13 protein-coding genes are annotated in these 16228 nt (G+C 69.5%); 6 read left to right on the top strand and 7 right to left on the bottom strand.

Annotation, left to right across the window (positions count from 1 at the left end; genetic code table 11):
* Positions 1-192: 192 nt before the first annotated feature.
* Positions 193-1422: an MFS transporter gene (locus IQ210_RS34305; protein ID WP_322657392.1), complete on the bottom strand. Its 1230-nt coding sequence runs from the start codon at positions 1420-1422 to the stop codon at positions 193-195.
* Between the two features lie 129 nt (positions 1423-1551).
* On the opposite strand from IQ210_RS34305, the gene IQ210_RS34300 reads away from it, so the two are divergent.
* On the top strand, positions 1552-2118 hold the full coding sequence (locus IQ210_RS34300) for a TetR-like C-terminal domain-containing protein (protein WP_194083079.1): 567 nt from the start codon (positions 1552-1554) through the stop codon (positions 2116-2118).
* Between the two features lie 834 nt (positions 2119-2952).
* On the opposite strand, the gene IQ210_RS34295 is transcribed toward IQ210_RS34300, so the two are convergent.
* Entirely contained in the window at positions 2953-3129 is a 177-nt protein-coding gene (locus IQ210_RS34295; RefSeq protein WP_128111923.1) for a hypothetical protein, read from the bottom strand.
* Positions 3130-3749: 620 nt separating this feature from the next.
* Here IQ210_RS34295 and IQ210_RS34290 point away from each other — a divergent pair.
* Entirely contained in the window at positions 3750-4739 is a 990-nt protein-coding gene (locus IQ210_RS34290; protein ID WP_194083078.1) for an L-threonylcarbamoyladenylate synthase, read from the top strand.
* A 542-nt stretch (positions 4740-5281) separates the two neighbouring features.
* Here IQ210_RS34290 and IQ210_RS34285 read toward each other — a convergent pair.
* Positions 5282-6589: a glycoside hydrolase gene (locus IQ210_RS34285; protein ID WP_194083191.1), complete on the bottom strand. Its 1308-nt coding sequence runs from the start codon at positions 6587-6589 to the stop codon at positions 5282-5284.
* Between the two features lie 204 nt (positions 6590-6793).
* Between IQ210_RS34285 and IQ210_RS47995 the strand changes: the two genes are divergently transcribed.
* Complete coding sequence (locus IQ210_RS47995) at positions 6794-6925, top strand: hypothetical protein (protein ID WP_256785403.1); 132 nt, start codon at positions 6794-6796, stop codon at positions 6923-6925.
* A 411-nt stretch (positions 6926-7336) separates the two neighbouring features.
* Here the strand turns inward: IQ210_RS47995 and IQ210_RS34280 are convergent, their stop codons facing one another.
* Complete coding sequence (locus tag IQ210_RS34280) at positions 7337-7594, bottom strand: hypothetical protein (protein WP_194083077.1); 258 nt, start codon at positions 7592-7594, stop codon at positions 7337-7339.
* A gap of 304 nt (positions 7595-7898) precedes the next feature.
* Here IQ210_RS34280 and IQ210_RS34275 point away from each other — a divergent pair, with 304 nt between their 5' ends.
* Positions 7899-8765 carry an AraC family transcriptional regulator gene (locus tag IQ210_RS34275; protein ID WP_194083076.1) on the top strand — a complete coding sequence of 289 codons (867 nt, stop codon included), beginning with the start codon at positions 7899-7901 and terminating at the stop codon, positions 8763-8765.
* Positions 8766-9635: 870 nt separating this feature from the next.
* Here IQ210_RS34275 and IQ210_RS34270 read toward each other — a convergent pair.
* Complete coding sequence (locus IQ210_RS34270; RefSeq protein WP_194083075.1) at positions 9636-10196, bottom strand: hypothetical protein; 561 nt, start codon at positions 10194-10196, stop codon at positions 9636-9638.
* Positions 10197-10313: 117 nt separating this feature from the next.
* Here IQ210_RS34270 and IQ210_RS34265 point away from each other — a divergent pair, with 117 nt between their 5' ends.
* Positions 10314-10733, top strand: coding sequence for a PASTA domain-containing protein (locus IQ210_RS34265; RefSeq protein WP_228048919.1), 420 nt, complete (start codon positions 10314-10316; stop codon positions 10731-10733).
* Positions 10734-11384: 651 nt separating this feature from the next.
* Here the strand turns inward: IQ210_RS34265 and IQ210_RS34260 are convergent.
* On the bottom strand, positions 11385-12416 hold the full coding sequence (locus tag IQ210_RS34260; RefSeq protein WP_194083073.1) for a C40 family peptidase: 1032 nt from the start codon (positions 12414-12416) through the stop codon (positions 11385-11387).
* A 340-nt stretch (positions 12417-12756) separates the two neighbouring features.
* Entirely contained in the window at positions 12757-13437 is a 681-nt protein-coding gene (locus IQ210_RS34255) for a DUF4232 domain-containing protein (protein WP_194083072.1), read from the bottom strand.
* Between the two features lie 271 nt (positions 13438-13708).
* Between IQ210_RS34255 and IQ210_RS34250 the strand changes: the two genes are divergently transcribed.
* Positions 13709-16045: an ATP-binding protein gene (locus tag IQ210_RS34250; RefSeq protein ID WP_194083071.1), complete on the top strand. Its 2337-nt coding sequence runs from the start codon at positions 13709-13711 to the stop codon at positions 16043-16045.
* Positions 16046-16228 lie beyond the last annotated feature (183 nt).

Raw genomic sequence — 16228 nt, 5'->3', positions numbered from 1 at the left:
GCCATGCAAGCGCGTGGTTCGGCCTTCTGATGTCGAACCCCCGACGACTACGCATGCGGCCCTCGGACGCGGAGCCCGCCCGAGCGCCGTATGACACCGGCGCGCTCACGGACAGCAGTCAACCGGCCATCCGACACATCGAGGTCGCCGCGGCATCGGGCCAGCCGCGGCGACCCGTACTCGGGTGGCTCCTCAGGCCTGGGGAACGCCTGGGGTGACAGGGGCCCGGCCCATGCGCAGGCGTTGCGCGAGCAGGGCCAGGGCGCACAGTGCGGCGACCGTGGCCGCGTAGGTGACGAAGGTGTCCTTCAGGCCGGCGTGCGTGGCGGCGATGCCTGCGATCACGGCGGGGATGCTGAAGGCCAGGTAGGAGATGACGAAGGCGACGGAGAACAGTTCGCTGCGTTCGGCGGGGCGGGCTATCCGGGCCAGGGTGCCGAAGCTGGCCAGGGCGGAGCCGCCGAATCCGACGCCCGCGATCGCGGTGCCGAGCGCGGCCGCGGTCAGGGAGTGCGCTTCCACACCGGTCAGGGCGACTGCCGTGCCGGCCAGGAGGAGCATCGCGCTGACGGCGAGGGTTCGTCCGACGGGCCAGCCGCGCAGGGCGAGGGCGGTGAGGAAGGCCGGGCCGGTGAGCAGGGTGACCACGAGTCCGCCGACGACGTGGTTGGAGAGGCCGAACAGGCCGGCGGCGACGGACGGGCCGAGGGAAAGGTAGAGGCCGCCGAGCGCCCAGCTCGCGATGAGGATCGGGACCAGGCTCAGCAGGTCGGCCCGCAGGTGGGGGGCGATGCGCAGGCGGGGCTGGAGGGAACGGGCGGCACCGGGGCGCCGCAGCGAGGTCTCGGGCAGGGCCGACAGCAGGGCACCGGCCACGACCAGAGCAAGGAGCAGCAGCACGTAGACGAGGCGGGTGGGGTGCGGACCGTATTCGACGAGGAGCCCGCATCCCAGCGCGCCCAGTCCGAGTCCGAAGGTCGGCGCGGTGCCCGTGACGAGGCCTGCCCGGTGCGGGGCGTGCGCGGGGTTGAGGTCGGACAGGGCGGCGCCGAGTGTGGTCATCGCCGCCCCGGTGGCGATGCCCTGGACGAGGCGGGCGGTCAGCAGCAGGCCGACGCTTCCCGCTGTGAGGAACAGAACCATGGAGACGGCTTCGAGTGCGATCGCGGAGAGCAGGACCGGACGGCGGCCGAGGTGGTCGGAGAGGGCGCCGAGGACGAGGAGCGCCCCGATCATGCCGAGCACGTAGACGGCGAAGACCGTGGTGAGGGTGGTGGCGGTGAAGTGCCACTGCTGCTGGTAGACGACGTAGAGCGGGGAGGGCGCGCTGGAGGCAGCCATGAAGAGCACGAAAACGACCGCGAGAGAGGCGAAGGCCACGGGGCGGCTCAGTCGTCGTCGCCTTTCCTCCGGTGGCGCCACTTGGTCGGCGGACGGTGCGGAGGGCTGGAGCTGAGAGGGGGCGGGACCGGACACGGCGAACTCCAAAAGCAGTGATCGATGCGTTTAGGACGCTACCACTAACGCAGCGATCAGTGCGATAATTTCCTCATGGCTGACTCGTCGACCCAGGTACGTCCCGGCGGCCGCTCCGCGAAGGTGCGGGCGGCCGTCCATCGCGCTGTCGCGGAACTCCTCGCCGAGGAGGAGGCGGAGACTTTGACCCTGCCCGCGGTGGCCGCACGCGCCGGTGTGCACCCCACCACCCTGTACCGGCGCTGGGGATCCATCGCCCAGCTGCTCACCGACGTCGCCGGCAGCCGCTTCACCGACGACCTGGTCGTCCCCGACTCCGGCTCCCTGGCCGACGACCTGCGACGCTGGCTCGCCGACGTGGCCACCGATGTCGCCGACCCCGACACCCTCGCCCTCATGCGCGCGACCATCGGCTCCGGTCCGGCAGGCGGCTGCGCCTGCGTCGAGGACCGCCACCGCCAGCTCGCCGCCATCATCCAGCGCGAACAGGACCGCGGGGGAACGGCAATCGACGTGGAGAGCGCGGCGGACTTCCTCCTCGGCCCGGTCTACTACCGCGCCGTCTTCACCCCCGAACCCGCCACCGCAGACTGGGCCCGCACCCTGGTGACCACCTACCTGGCCACGCTCAGTACGCCCTGAAGCGCACCCTGACCGCAGGGGTGTGAGACGGCTCAGGCACACATGCCCCTGCGCCGAGCAGCCGAGCACGACGGCCTCTGATCAGCAGCATGCACTCGACCGCATCCAGACCCCCTGGTGCTTACCCGCTGCCCCGCAGACCAAAGAGGTCCCACAAGCAACCACGTGGTCGGGCACCTCGTCCTTCATCCCCCGGCGGCAGAACGCCTGGCCCGCACCAGTGCCCGCCGGGACGGCAAACCGAACCGGGAATGCTGGGTGACCCGTGCGAGGCGGTCGACACTGCCCCGTGCGCCGCCTGTCGCCCTCGGGGCGTACGGGCGCCACCGATCAGCACCAGCGTGAGGAGCGACCGGTGTCGTCCTTGAGGGCGACGACGGTGGCGGCGGAGGCGATGACATACAGAATTCGCACCTCAGTGTTAGGCGCTGGCGAGAAGGGCGTCCTGGCGTCCGCCAGCCCCACCCGGGGCCTGACCACTGAGGTGGCCGAGTCGATCACCGAGACCGCCGAGACGTTCGGCGCTGATCTGATCGTATTCACCCCGCATAACCAGGGTCCGTCGAGGCGTTGTTCCGTCCCCGCGTGAGTGACGCGCAGGGGCTGTGGACAGTGCAGGAAGATCTCGTCCGTCTTCCGCAGCTTCGTGCAGGCTGCCGCGTGCCGCGACCGGCGGCGCCATGTCCACCTCGGCAACACGGCAGCCGCCGCCCTCAGCCTGGGGCTTCGTCCCTGGTCGACCCGACAGGTCCCGCCTGTGAACGGTGCGGACCGGGCACCACGCGGACCCATGACTGAGCACGGTCGGCATCAGCGCGCGTGACGGCGCCGGTGTCAGCGTCTGCGGCCGCCACGCGACCAGCCGCTGCCGATACCCGCGAGATGCAAAGCGAGCACGGCCAGCCCGAGGAGCATCACATTGGTCGAGCTGAAGGTGTCATTGGTCGAGATGTCAGCCGCGTTGATCAGGAACGCGATGAAGAACAGGACTGCGGAAACGATGGCCAACATGGTGATGCCTCCTTCGGGTTGGGGTTCGTCGCTCGTGTGCCGTGCGAATGCCCCTCAGGAGCCGAAACACACAGCTGGGAACCCACCGGCCTTCTTCGCCATGCGCGGCCGATGCCCCTGCCACTGAACTGCACGGCTTCATCCGTCAGACGGAAGTACGGGGTGCTCTCACCATCAGTGTCGGCGCCGGGAATGCAGATCTGGCCCTGCTGATCACCATGGCGCCGCCTGGGGCGCCCAACTCCCGCCGAGCACCGCGCCGTCCCCGGGCACGCCAAACAGCTCCATATCAACTGCCGCTATTCAGAGGAGAACTGGAGCGAAGCAGTGCAGACGCAGGTGCGTCCGCACGTGGACTATCTTTTGGCCGAGATCGACCGGCTGCACACCGGGCCCCCGCGGATGCGAGGACCACTTCGGCTGTCTCGTATCACGCACGACAACATCGTGGATGATGCACGGGAGATGAGGCACGTGCCTTCCCGGCGATCATCCCCGGCCCTGCCGTGACGGCCCTCGTGCCTCCGGGCTCCTGTCGGCCACGGTTCGGTGGCATGCGCCAATGGGGCCCGGGAGCACGGAAAACGCAGAGCGGGATCAGTGAGAGGATTGCGCGGGTGATGGCAAGAACCAGTGACATCGAAACTGCGGCCAGCGTGTTGCGCGACGGAGGCCTTGTGGCCATCCCGACCGAGACCGTCTACGGCTTGGGCGCCAACGCCGAGGATCCCTCCGCCGTCGCGCGTATCTTCCACGTCAAGGGGCGGCCGCCCTCCCACCCGCTCATCGTCCACATCGGCGGTGCGGAGCAGCTGGCCGAATGGGTCGAGGAAGTACCGGCGACCGCACGCCTGCTGGCCGAACACTTCTGGCCCGGGCCCCTGACCCTGGTCCTGCGGCGCGGCCGCCGAGTCCCTCTCGAAGCCACCGGTGGCCTGGAGACGGTGGCCGTGCGCGTGCCCGACCACCCCCTCACACTCGCGTTGCTGTCGGCCTTCGGCGGCGGTGTCACGGCCCCCTCCGCCAACCGCTTCGGATCTGTCAGCCCCACCACGTCGGACCATGTCCGTGCCGAGCTCGGGGATGCCGTCGACTTCGTGCTGGACGGCGGCCCCTGCGAGGTCGGTGTCGAATCGACCATCGTCGATGTCACGGGCGAGATCCCAAGCATCCTTCGGCCCGGCGGGGCGTCACGTGAGGACCTCGAAGCGGTGCTGGGCCACCCGCTGGCGGTCCCCACGACGAGCAGCGTCCGGGTGCCGGGCCAGCATCCGTCACACTACGCCCCACAGGCGCGGGTCATCCTCGTCGAGCCCGAGGAGGTCATCGCCGAAGCGCAGAGCGCGCAGGAGCACGGACACCAGGTCGGCGTCTTGCTCCCTGCCCCCTTCGCCGACGCTCCGGTGAAGGCGCACTTCGTTGTGGCCCTCCCTGATTCGATGGCCGCCTACGCGCGCGGGCTGTACGGGTTCCTGCGCGAACTCGATGAGCAAGGGTGCGATGTGATCATCGCGTCCTTGCCGCCGGAGGACGGGCTGGGTCTGGCGATCGCCAACCGACTCCGCCGCGCCGCCGGTCCCCGGCCCTCCCCCAGCAACGCCCGGCAGTGACGGGCGGATCTACAGTCCCGACAGGGCATCGGCAGTGACGTCTGGAACGCGGTCATCCCGTTGCCCCGTTGGGCTGTCCCGGAGATCCCGGCTGTTGACGCCGCCCCGGCTCGGCAGAACGAGTAGCGGGCGGCGCGCCTCCCAGTCGATGCCTTGCATCCACTGCAAGGGGGGCGGTTGAGGGCGGCCACCTGCTGGATCACCGAGCACCGCCCCGCCCCTCGCCGAAGGACCGGCCCGCTCCGCCGGCTCCGAGATCTCCGCACCGCCGGCCTCACCCTGCAGTGCAGACCGGTGGCTCGGAGGGCACGGTGAACGGCATCAGGACAACCAAGAGGCGGTTCGACGGCCGTGCCGCATTCGAACGGCGACGCGTGATGCTCCCGCTCCCGCGCAACGCACCACACCGCCTCGCAAGGGCACCACAGGCACCGTGACGGGGTCGCGGACGTGGTCCTACGAGGGCAGGCTGCTCGCTCGGACGCATATGGCGCCGACGTCCTGTCAGCACCGGATTCGGAGTTACGCGGGGGGTGCCAGGTTCAGCGGATCACAAAGGTCATCACGCTCCGAGCGGGCAGTGCACGGGTGAAGGAGCCGTTCGACATGCCGGCCGTGCCCTGGGACGCGACATTCCTGCTCGCGTCGGTCAGCCAGGAAGCGACACTGGAACCGGCGCCGTTCACCATGGTGAACTGCTGGCTGACCGCGGCCGTCCCCTTGTTCACCGCGACGACGACCGCGGAGCCACCGCCCCGATACGCGGAGACGTAGACGTTCGCCGCGGGATTCGCCGTCGCGCCGATCCGCACGTACCCAGGCCGCACGAACCGGGCGAAGTGCGCCATGGCGGCGCCACGCTTGCTCATCGTGCCGTCCTCGCGCATGGGGCCGTAGCTGCGCCGGATGTACCACCAGATGTAGGCCTGGAACTCGGCGTCCACCATGGCTCGGTGGATGTGCTCCCCCACATCGAGAGCCTGCGGCCAAAGGTCCGCGGAATCCGAGCTGTTGGGGTAGTAGACCTCCGTCATCCAGAGCTCTTTGCCCGCGCCCTTCTGCTTGAAGAGGGGGTAGGGGAAGTTGCCGAACGGCGTGCCGTACAGGTGGGCTCCGATGACGTCCACGTTGGCGAGCGCCACCGGGTCGTTGAGGATGGGATCCGACATGTTCTTCAGGTACTGGAAGGACTCCGGCGCGATAACCCTGGTGCCGATCGAGCCGGCGTTCTCCCTCAGGAACCGGACCATTTCGGCCGGGGTCCACCACGTCCAGTCATGGGCGTAATCCGGCTCGTTCTGCACCGAAATACCGTACAGATTTACTCCGTTGTTGCGGAGGTAGGTGTTGAAGTCGTTCAGGTGCTGGGCGTAGGCGCCGTACATGCTGTACCTGAGACGACGTGCGTCGGTCTGGGTGCCGCGGACGAAGGTCTCCACCATGGAGGCTGGCGGGTTCCAAGGTGACGCGATGACGGCGGCCCCGAGTTGCGCCGCGCGCTTCGCCGTCGCCAGATCAGGGCTCCAGGCCGCCCGGTCCTCGGGCACCGGGATCCGTAACAGGGTGAATCCCAACTGCCCGTCACCGGTCCCGAATGCCATGTCCCGCTGAGCCGTAGTGAGGTCGCCGATCCACGCGGCATGAGCCATACCGCCGAAGCCCCGGATCGTCTGCCGCGTCGCCGACGGGTCGATGACCGCTGCGGCGGCGGCCGTCGCGGACCCGGCGTCAGAGGCCCTCGCGAACGATGCCGTGGCGGCGAGGAGGGGCAGGGCGCCCATCGACGCCACGATGGCCCTCCGGCTCGCTGACCTTCGCCCTTCGACGGGCTCATTCCGACTCTGCGCCATGTCTCCTCCTCGTGACTGCAGCACGCGCTCCGGCACCTTCTCGGCTGCGCCCGCCCGAACAGGCCGCACATCATGGGAGCGCTCCCACACTTATGGATGTGCACACTCGGGCTGTTTCAGTGGTACGTGGTGTCGATCATCACGCAGGACCGTGCAGCGACCGACCGGGCGCCAACGCCGTTCGACATCATGAACGTTGTCCAAGTGGCAGATCCCACGAAGTTAGCGACGCCGGTCACCACGGTCAACCCACGCGGCGCAGTCGCCCCACTGAGGCTTCCCTCCACCCACGGCGGCGCTCCGCAGAAGATCGCCTGCCTCGCCGTCGTCCAGTGACGCAGAGAAAGGGTCCTTGACGGCATCCGTGTCGCAGGCCCTGGAAAAGGTCACCGCCCGCTAGGGCATCAAGGTCCGGCTGCGGTCCGAAACGACCACCGTCGACGGCGCCGCACACGAACTCACCGCCACCGACCACACGAACGGCACCAAGGAGACGAACCTGCACGCCGTCCCGCCGCACAGCGCCCCGACTGGGTCAAGGCGAGCCCGCTCGTCGACCCCACCGGCCCGCAGGGCTTCGGCGCCGCCGACCGGCACCGCCTCCAACACCGTTCCTGCGAGAACACCTTCGCCCTCGGTGACATGGTGAGCCTGCCCACCTCGAAGACCGGCGCGGCCGTGCGCAAGCAGGCTCCGGTGGTCGTGGCGAACCTGCTGGAGGTGTTGATCGGTCGACGGTTCCGCCGCTCAGTCCTCTTCGTCGTCCTCGAAAACGAAGTACACGCTCAGCACACAGGAGAACTCCTCCCCGGCGGGGGCGTTCTCCCAAGCCGTGTCGAGGACGCGGACGTCGTGCGCCGTGATCCACTCGGCGGCTTCGGCGAAGGGATCGGCCATCCGCGAGCCGAAGAACATCTTCCGTGCCACGGGGTGCACTTGCGAATCGGCGTCGGAATCGTCGAAGCGGTCGGGAACCATCAGATAGAGATCGGGTTCACTTCTCACACGGGCACCTTCCGACAGTCAGCCGCCTGTTCACGGCTCTCACGGAGGGAGACCCTCAGGGTGGTCCGCCAGGTTGCTCGTCGCGTCCTGGCCTTCCGTTCGCGCATCGGTGCACAGCAGCCCCCAGCAGTGAGAGGACGGCTGGCTGTCCGTCGCCGCCGGATGTGGCCCAGCGGCCACGGGCGCGCCCACCCGGCGCCGTCCTGGCGTTCGTGCGCACCCGACTTGATCGGGCACAGGATGTCGGGTCGGGCATGGTGAGCCCTGCCTAGCGTGGTGGTCGTCAAGAGGAAGGAAGACGGGCGTGCTGGAGCGACTCAATCAGGCGATGGAGCACATCGAATGCTGTCTCGACCAGGACATCGAGGTGGCCGAACTCGCCCGCGTCGCGGCCACTTCGGAGTACCACCTGCGTCGGATGTTCTCGGCGCTCGCGGGCATGCCGCTGTCGGAGTACATCCGGCGCCGTCGGCTGACCCTCGCGGGAGCCGATGTGCTCGCGAGTCGGACAACGCTGCTGGAGATCGCGGTGCGTTACGGCTACGGCTCCGGCGAAGCGTTCGCCCGGGCGTTCCGGGCCATGCACGGCGTCGGCCCGAACGAGGCCCGACGTACGGGCGCGCCGCTCAGCTCTCAGCCCCGGATGGCCTTCCGTCTCATCGTCGAAGGGAGCAGCAGCATGCGATACCGCGTTGTGGACAAGGCGGAGTTCAGCGTCGTGGGGCTCAAGAAGCGTGTACCGCTGGTCCATGCGGGGCCGAACCAGGCGATCATCGACTTCGTACGCGGCATCGACCCGCAGATTGTGGAGCGTCTGAAGCAGTTGTCGGACCAGGAGCCGGAAGGGATCGTCGCGGTCTGCGACGATCTTGACCCCAGTCGCGCCGAGGGCACCGAGCTCGACTACTACCACGCCGTGATCACCTCCGCGACTGCCCCTGAGGGCACCACCGCCTTGACGGTGCCGGCCGGGACCTGGGCGGTCTTCAGCACCTCGGGGCCGGCGCCGCAGGCCATTCAGGAGCTGTGGCGGGACGTCTTCACCGAGTGGTTCCCGTCGAACCCGTACCGCAGTCGCACCGGACCCGAGATCCTACGCACCCGCCTCCGGCCCCGGACAAGCGAGGCCGACGCCGAACTGTGGCTTCCGGTGGAACCGGAACTCGGCTGACGGGGGTCCGGCCGGGGGCGGGCGAGAGCCGGCCCCCGGCCGGCCCTGCGGGCTCTCCGACAGGAACGGATCGCTGTTGCAGGCGTAGGAACGAAAGCTGCTCGATATTGCACTTGTTGAGCTCCGCGTAGCTGAGGTGGACCGGCGTGCAGTCCGCGCCCTGGAGGGAGTAGATCTCGGCGTAGGTCGCGGGGGCCTGCCACGCTGTCGACCGTCAGCCCGTACGCCGAGTGGAACTTGGCGACCGCCGCCACCGTACGCGCCCCGTACTGGCCGTCGTAGGACAGCCGCTCACCGGAGGCGACTCATCCGGCGACACGAATCTCCAGCTGTGTCACATCACTGAGGGACGTCCCCTGGGACAGGGTGCAGCCTACAGCCCAACAGACGGATCGACCGTCACTGCGTAACCGGCCACCGCTGAGGGTGAGGCCGGTCGGCTACGCGCTTCAACCGCCCGTGCTCCCCTGAGCACCTCGAAGTGGTCGAGGCGCGGCGGAACTTACTGTTTGCGACTGACCCGGAGCGCAAAGCGCGTGCGGCCTGGGGAAGGGCCAGGTGCGGGCGTGCCCAGCTGAGCCCCTCGAAGTCGCAGAACACCACATCGAAGGTCGGCGGCGAAAAGGGAGATGTTCGGCGGCGCCTTGCACCAGTGGGTAGCCGGCCGCTCTCATCGCGCTTGCCTCCGCGGCCAGTTGGGCTTCGGACGCTCCGGTTCCAGAGTCGCCGGTTCGCGGGGATGCTGTCCACCTGCCGACTCCAGCACTTCCTCCTACGAAGGTCAACATGATCAGGGCACTGGCCAGCCTCACCCTGGTCCGGCTCGAACGCGCCCGCGGTCCGCCGGACGGCTCCTGCCCACGTTCCGTGTCACGCGTCCGCAGCGTCGGAGGCCGCCTGGGTACTGGCAGCGCCCTGAGCACGGTAGTGCCGCAGAAGGCGCACAAAGCGCCGATAGTCCGCAACTCCGCCCAGGACATACAAGAGGTTGCGCGATATCGGGAGAAGGAGCGCGAGCATCGGAGCGTACGCGACCCACGCGAACCCGGCCCCCAATGCCACTGCGCAGAACAGGGCCACGCCCGAAGCCGTTTCCGTCGGGGACGCGGTCAACCACAGCAGGGACGCGAGCTCGGCGAGGAACAACAGCGTGATGATCGCGACGGCGGACAGGACGTACAACACCATGCTCAGACCGGCCCGTGCCCCCACATTCGTCGCCCGCATCTGCCGTGCAACGTCTTCCACCTGCTGAGCAGAAGGATCACCGCCTTCGCGGAACATCGCACGGATCAGGGTGATGGGGCCCGTGAGGGACTCGTACAACTCACGCACCCGTTGCCGGCGGTTGTTGATCTCGACCACTGCCACCAGCAGGATCACCGGTGCCACTGCGGCGACGGTGGCGGCGTAGGTTTCTGTCATCTTCACCGCGACAGTTTGCCCTCACCTCACCCATTCGTGTCACAGGAACATCGCCGTGCCCCCCTGCCGGCTCCACGCACCGCATGATGCTCTCTCAGATCACGCACCATGGTGGGGGACCACATGCGCACACGTACTGTTGCGGCCGCGCTCGCTGCCGCAGCGCTGTTCACACTCGCGGCCTGCGAGGGCAGCGACGGCACCGGCTCCAACTCGTCGCACAGCAGCGTCCAGGGCACCGACGGCTCGGCGGAGGACCGCGCCGCCCAAGACGCAGCTCCGTCCGCGCCCGCCGTCGAGGACGAGGCCGACGCGGAGACCGCGACGCTGCCCGATCTGGTGGGCCAGGACCTGCAAGCCGCGCAGGACGAGGCGCAGGCCGCGGGGTTCTATGTACTCGACGATCAGGACGCCAGCGGACAGGGCCGCCTGCAGATCTATGACCGCAACTGGACGGTGTGCAGCCAGGAGCCGCAGGCCGGCACACATCCCACGGACACGCCGGTGACCTTGTACGCGGTCAAGGACGACGAGAGCTGCTGACACTCCCCCACCGCCCGGCCGCCCCCGAGACCCGGGCCCTCGCCGGCCGGGCACCCTGGAGGCTCCGCGGCGCCGCGCGCACGCCTGCTGCCCTGCACCGCGGTCGAGTTCCCGGTACCGGCCAAGGGCGCAGCTCCCTCGCCGCGGGGCTTCGGGGATCCCCCGGCTCACGCGCTCATGCGCCAAGTGGCCAGGGGCATTCGGCTGTGCCGAAACGACTGACCGGCTCCCACGGACGGTAGCGTTCGGGCAGCTCACGCCACGAGATCTCCCCGGACCGCACTGTCGCCGTGGTCTCCCCGGGCGCCGCGGCGATCTGCTCATGAGTCAGCTGCCACGCTCGACGCGGCCGTACGCGCTCGGCAGGGGCGGGCAGGGGTGCTTTCCGTCGCCGCGACGATGGTGCGAGGGCAGGGGGCGCTGGGACACGGTTTCGATCGTCATGCACGTATGACAACCAGTCAGAAAATGTTTGCCCCTACGGTCGGCGAAGACACGCGTATGCCGCACACTGTGCGGTGATCGAACGCACCGGCACAGCGCGTCGCTTCGTCTGACCGTCCGACCACCTGACGCCCAATCGCCTATGTCCCCTGCTCGGCCGGCTCGGTCGTGAGAACGTCCGGGAACCGACCGAAGCTGGGGCCGACGTCAGCCCGTCACGCGTACGCCGAACTGGAACGATCCGATCGTGCTCATCGACTCGTAGCGCACGTAGGCACCCGGGTACGGGGCGTGCAGCACCTGGTTGTTGCCCGCATAGAGGCCCACGTGCTCGGTGTTGTTGAAGAAGACCAGGTCACCGGGCTTGAGCGCACTCATCCCGATCCGGGTTCCGTCGTTGACCTGCGTGTAGGTGACGCGGGATATGTGCACCCCGGCCTCCGCGTACGCCCACTGCGTCAGACCGGAGCAGTCGTACGAGTTGGGGCCGGTGCCGCCCCGCGCGTACGGCTTGCCGATCTGGGAAGCGGCAGCGTTCAGGGCTGCCGCGCCGAAGGGGGAGGCGGCCGCCTCGTTGCCGAGGTCGACGCGCTCCGCCGCCGTGCGGCTGGCACGGGCCTCGGTATCGGCGATCTCCTGACGCTCGGCGGCGGTCAGGGAGTTCAGCAGCTTCTGTGCCTTGCTGAGCTTGCCCTGGATCTCCTTCTTCTTCTCGCCGAGCTCGGTGCGCGTGGTGGCGAGGTCCTTCAGCTTCTCCGTCGCCTCAGCACGCTGCTGGGCCAGCTCACGCTGTTTCGTCTGCACCTTCTTCAGCGACTCCAGTTGCTGCGCGGAGAGCGACTCGAGCGTGGACGCCTTGTCGAGGTAGTCGTCCGGGTCGGCGGAGAGCAGCAGCTGGACCGAGGGGTCGATGCCACCGGAACGGTACTGGGCGCTCGCCATCGTTCCCAGCCCCGTGCGCAGTTCATTGAGCTCGTCCTGCTCGCGGGCGACCTTGTCCTGGATCAGGCCGATCTCCTTCTGCAGTTTCTCCTGCTTCTCCTTGGCGCCGTCGTACTGGTTGGTGGCTCGCTCCGCCTCCTCGTAGAGCTTGTCGACCTGTGACTTCACCTCGCTCTTGGTCGGCTTCGGGGCCGCGTTGGCGGCCTGCGAGGTGAGTGCCACGGCAGCGGCCGCGGTCGCGGTGAGCACACTCACGCGGGTGCGGCTCTGCGGCTTGGGTCGGCGGTGAAGCGCCACGAAGACGAACTCCTTCTTTCTTCACCGCCCACAGGACAGCCACGTGGACGGCTCCCTCCGCGGCCGCTCACGTCGTGCGAGCGATCATCCGTGCGAGGGGTTCGAGATCTCACTTTAGTGATCTTCTTGTAATCATTTCAAAGTTTGAAGCGGACAACTTCGGCCACATTCTTCACACTTGGCGTACGCATCGTTCACACCCGTGCGGCGCGGCAGCAGCGGGCTGTGGCGTCGGCGCGCCGTTCAGTCGCCGCCGGTGTCGTGGACTGCGACTGCCGGATCCGCTTCGAAGATGGGCGCCCCGTTCCCGACGGGCTGCCGCCGGGAACGGGTGTGACGGTCAGAAGTCGTCGGCGCCGTTGCGGAGCTCGGGGGTCCAGTAGCCGACCAGGGCCTGGGCAGGATCAGCCGCGATGCCGTCCGATCTGGGCACGGTAACGGCGATGACCGTCGAGTCCCCCTCCAGCATCAACGAGAACGCCGACACGGGTTCGTTGTCCTCGTCGGTTCCGCCGTCCGAGACCTTGAGCAGGGCGTAGGCCGGGGCTCCCGCGGACAGCACGACCGGGGCAGCGGGCTTGCTCTTGGCCACGGCCGGGACGTCCTGCTTGTGACTCTCCAGGAGCTGGACGTGCGGGAAGCCCGCCAGGCGGCAGGAGTGCCCCGAGGTGTTCTTCGCGGTGAGGACGAGATGGGTGTAGGGCGGGCCGTCCTGCTTGGCCGCGGTGACGGTGACGTCGGCGGCGGCGCACGCCGGCGTGGAGGTGCTCGCCTGCCGGCCGGCCGAACCGTCGGAGGTGCCGGGGTCGGCCGATCCCGAGGGCTTGCCCGACCCCGTCGAACCGGCCAAGTCCGCGCTCGCGGCCGGTGCGGACGCGCCTGCCGTCGCCGTCGCGGTGGCCGAAGTGGGCGGCGTGGTCGCCGCGTTGTCGTCCTCGCCGCCCTGGCAGGCGGTGAGCGAAAGGGCCAGTGCCGTACCGGCGACGGCCAGCATCGTGGAGCGGGCAGAGACAGCGGTCATGGTGGGTTCCCCCGGTGAACTGGTGCAGAACCACCGGCCTGTTGCCGGTGGCCGGAACGATCGGTCGGCTATGACGTGTGCGGCAGTCCGCCCGAGCCCCTTACACGAGCCCGGGCGGACTGCGACGCCGTTCGCGTCGGGCCTCAGTCGATCACCGTGAAACCCTTGCCACCAGGCGGTTCTCCCGGCAGAAGTACCGGCCGTCATACTTCTGCCGGGGGCTCGCACAGAGAGAGCCGGACGATCGGGGATCTCAACGGTGCGCGGTGCCATGCCGGCCGGCGACGAATTCAGGCAGCAACTGCGGCGCTTCCGGAACCGTGCCGGGCTCAGCCAGGAGGCGCTCTGCGAGGCGGCCGGGGTCAGCGTCAGGGCCCTGGCCGACATGGAACGCGGGCGCACGCTCGGGCCGCAGCGCCGCACGGTCCAGGCACTCGCCGAGGCTTTGAAGCTGGACGACGACGAGGCGGCGGATCTGGAGAAGTCCGCCGCACTGGGGCGGCCACGTCTTCGCGTCACCGCTCCCGCCGGGCCGAACACACTGGCGCTGCCGCGCGACATCCGGGACTTCACGGCACGGGGCCCGGCGCTCGCGCGGCTGCTGGAACTGGCAGCAACCCTCGACGACGGGAAACCGGGCGTCGACGAGCCCGCACAACCGACGGCGGTCTCCCCGGTTTCCGTGATCACCGGTCAACCCGGTCTGGGCAAGACGGCCTTCGCCGTCCACGCCGCGCATCGCCTCGCCCCCCGCTTCCCCGACGGACAGTTCGCCCTGGACCTGCGCGGCATGGACGCAGAGCCGACACAGCCCAGGGACGCGCTGGCCCGGCTCCTCGCCGCGTCGGGCATCACCGACGCCGCGATACCCCACGGCATCGACGAGCGCGCCGCCCTGTGGCGGTCACTGCTGGGTGAGCGCCGGGTGCTCCTGCTGCTCGACAACGCCGTCGACGAGGACCAGGTCCTCCCCCTGCTGCCCGGTTCCGGGCCGTCACTGACCCTGGTCACCAGCCGCAACTCCCTGGCGGGCCTGGACTCCGTCCACCGCACCGATCTGGCACTGCTGCGTCGCGAGGAGGCCGTGGAACTCCTGACCCGTATCCTCGGCCCGGAACGCGTTCTGGCCGAGGCCCAGGCGGCCCGTGACCTCGCCGACCTGTGCGGGCACCTGCCGCTGGCGGTCCGCATCGCTGGACAGCGCCTCCTCAGCCGGCCGCACGAACGTCTCACCAAACTCGTCACCCGCCTGGCCGCCGAAGGACGCCGCCTCGACGGGCTCCAGGCCGGCAGCCTCCAGGTGCGTGCCGCGTTCGCCCTCTCCTACCGTCAACTCCCGCCCGTCACACGGACGTTCCTGCGCCGGGCCGCACTGGCCGCAGGCCCTGACTTCAGCCCTGAGGCGGGTGCCCTGCTGGCCGGCCTCTCCTTCGACGCGGCCGTCGACTGCGCCGAGGAGCTCACCGACGCCGGGCTGCTCCAGAGCGACGCCGTCGCCGAGCGGTACCGCTTTCACGATCTGCTCAGGCTCTACGCCCTCGAACAGGCCGAGTCGGAGGACGGTCCCGACATCCGCGACGCCGCCCTGGACCGTACGGCGCGCTGGATGCTCGAACGGGCCACCGCTGCCGCGCTCCACTACGAGGTCCACCAGGAGCGGACCACGCCCGCCCAAGACCCCGATCCCGACACGGCACCGGTCGGCAAGAGCGAGGCACGGGGGTGGCTGGAGGCCGAGCGGGCGCAGTGGCTGGCCGCGCTGCACCGGGCGCACCGGTCCGGCTGGCACCAGGAGGTCCTCGACACCGCGCAGGCCATGCACTGGTTCTCCGACATGACTCAGCACTGGGAGCAGTGGGTGGAGGTGTTCACCTGCGCCGCCGACTCAGCACGCGCCCTGGGTGACCGTCGGCACGAAGCGGTTCACCTCAACTATCTCGCCTGGGCCCACAACCTCTGCGCGCACAACCCGGAGGCCGCCCTGACCGCGGCCGACGCCGCGCTGAAGGCCGCCCGTGAGTGCGGGGACGGGCTTCAGGAGGGCTGGGCGCTCGGCTACGGCGCAGGCGCACTCCACCGGCAGGGCAGGGCCGACGACGCGCACGACCGGCTGCGGGAGTCGGCCCGCTGCCTCGCGGCGCTGAACGCCCCCGAGGCCCGGCCGGCCGAGCTGACCATCCTCAACCCCCTGGGGAACCTGCTGCGGCACACCGGCCGGGCGGCCGAGGCGCTGGAGATCCACCGCCGCAGCGAGCGGATCTGCCGCACGGGGTTTCCCGGCCGCACGGACGAGTTGGTGAGTCTGTATCACGCGGTCGCCCGGCAGCAGATCGGCAACGACCTGGTGGCCCTGGAGCGCTGGCACCAGGCCGAAGAGCCACTGCGCCACGCACTCGCCGACTTCGAAGCGGCACACATGCCCATCTGGGCCGAGCAGGCCCGCCTGGACCTGGGCCGTGCGCTCAGTGGCCTCAGACACCCCGAGGCCCGCCAGACACTGCTCACCGCCCGGGACGCTCTCGCGGCGCTGAACAGTCCACTCCACGTCGACGCCACGGCTGCACTTGCAGCCCTCGACACCCCCGACGGGGCCTCCGCCGCCGACTGAGCCCGAACAGGCACGAGCCGAGGCCGCAGGTGTCATCTCGGGCCGCGCCGTGGACTCATCGCCCCTCAGGTGGACCAGGTCACGTTGGTGCCGTCCATGAAAACCACGTTGCCGTCCGCCGGGAGAATCAGCCTCGCGCCCGGGTGGCCCCGCGTCGGGGCCCTGGCCTGATCTTCCCGGGCG

It is taken from the genome of Streptomyces justiciae (genome assembly GCF_015163075.1).
GTDB classification, from domain to species: Bacteria; Actinomycetota; Actinomycetes; order Streptomycetales; family Streptomycetaceae; genus Streptomyces; species Streptomyces justiciae.
Note: the sequence above shows the minus strand (reverse complement) of the source record. Positions and strands in the feature narration are given on the sequence as shown.

Excerpts from the sequence above, each read along its gene's own strand:
- IQ210_RS34300 (WP_194083079.1), top strand. The coding sequence starts at position 1,552 with ATGGCTGACTCGTCGACCCAGGTACGTCCCGGCGGCCGCTCCGCGAAG.
- IQ210_RS34295 (WP_128111923.1), bottom strand. The coding sequence starts at position 3,129 with ATGTTGGCCATCGTTTCCGCAGTCCTGTTCTTCATCGCGTTCCTGATC.
- IQ210_RS34290 (WP_194083078.1), top strand. The coding sequence starts at position 3,750 with ATGGCAAGAACCAGTGACATCGAAACTGCGGCCAGCGTGTTGCGCGAC.
- IQ210_RS34285 (WP_194083191.1), bottom strand. The coding sequence starts at position 6,589 with ATGGCGCAGAGTCGGAATGAGCCCGTCGAAGGGCGAAGGTCAGCGAGC.
- IQ210_RS34265 (WP_228048919.1), top strand. The coding sequence starts at position 10,314 with ATGCGCACACGTACTGTTGCGGCCGCGCTCGCTGCCGCAGCGCTGTTC.
- IQ210_RS34255 (WP_194083072.1), bottom strand. The coding sequence starts at position 13,437 with ATGACCGCTGTCTCTGCCCGCTCCACGATGCTGGCCGTCGCCGGTACG.
- IQ210_RS34250 (WP_194083071.1), top strand. The coding sequence starts at position 13,709 with ATGCCGGCCGGCGACGAATTCAGGCAGCAACTGCGGCGCTTCCGGAAC.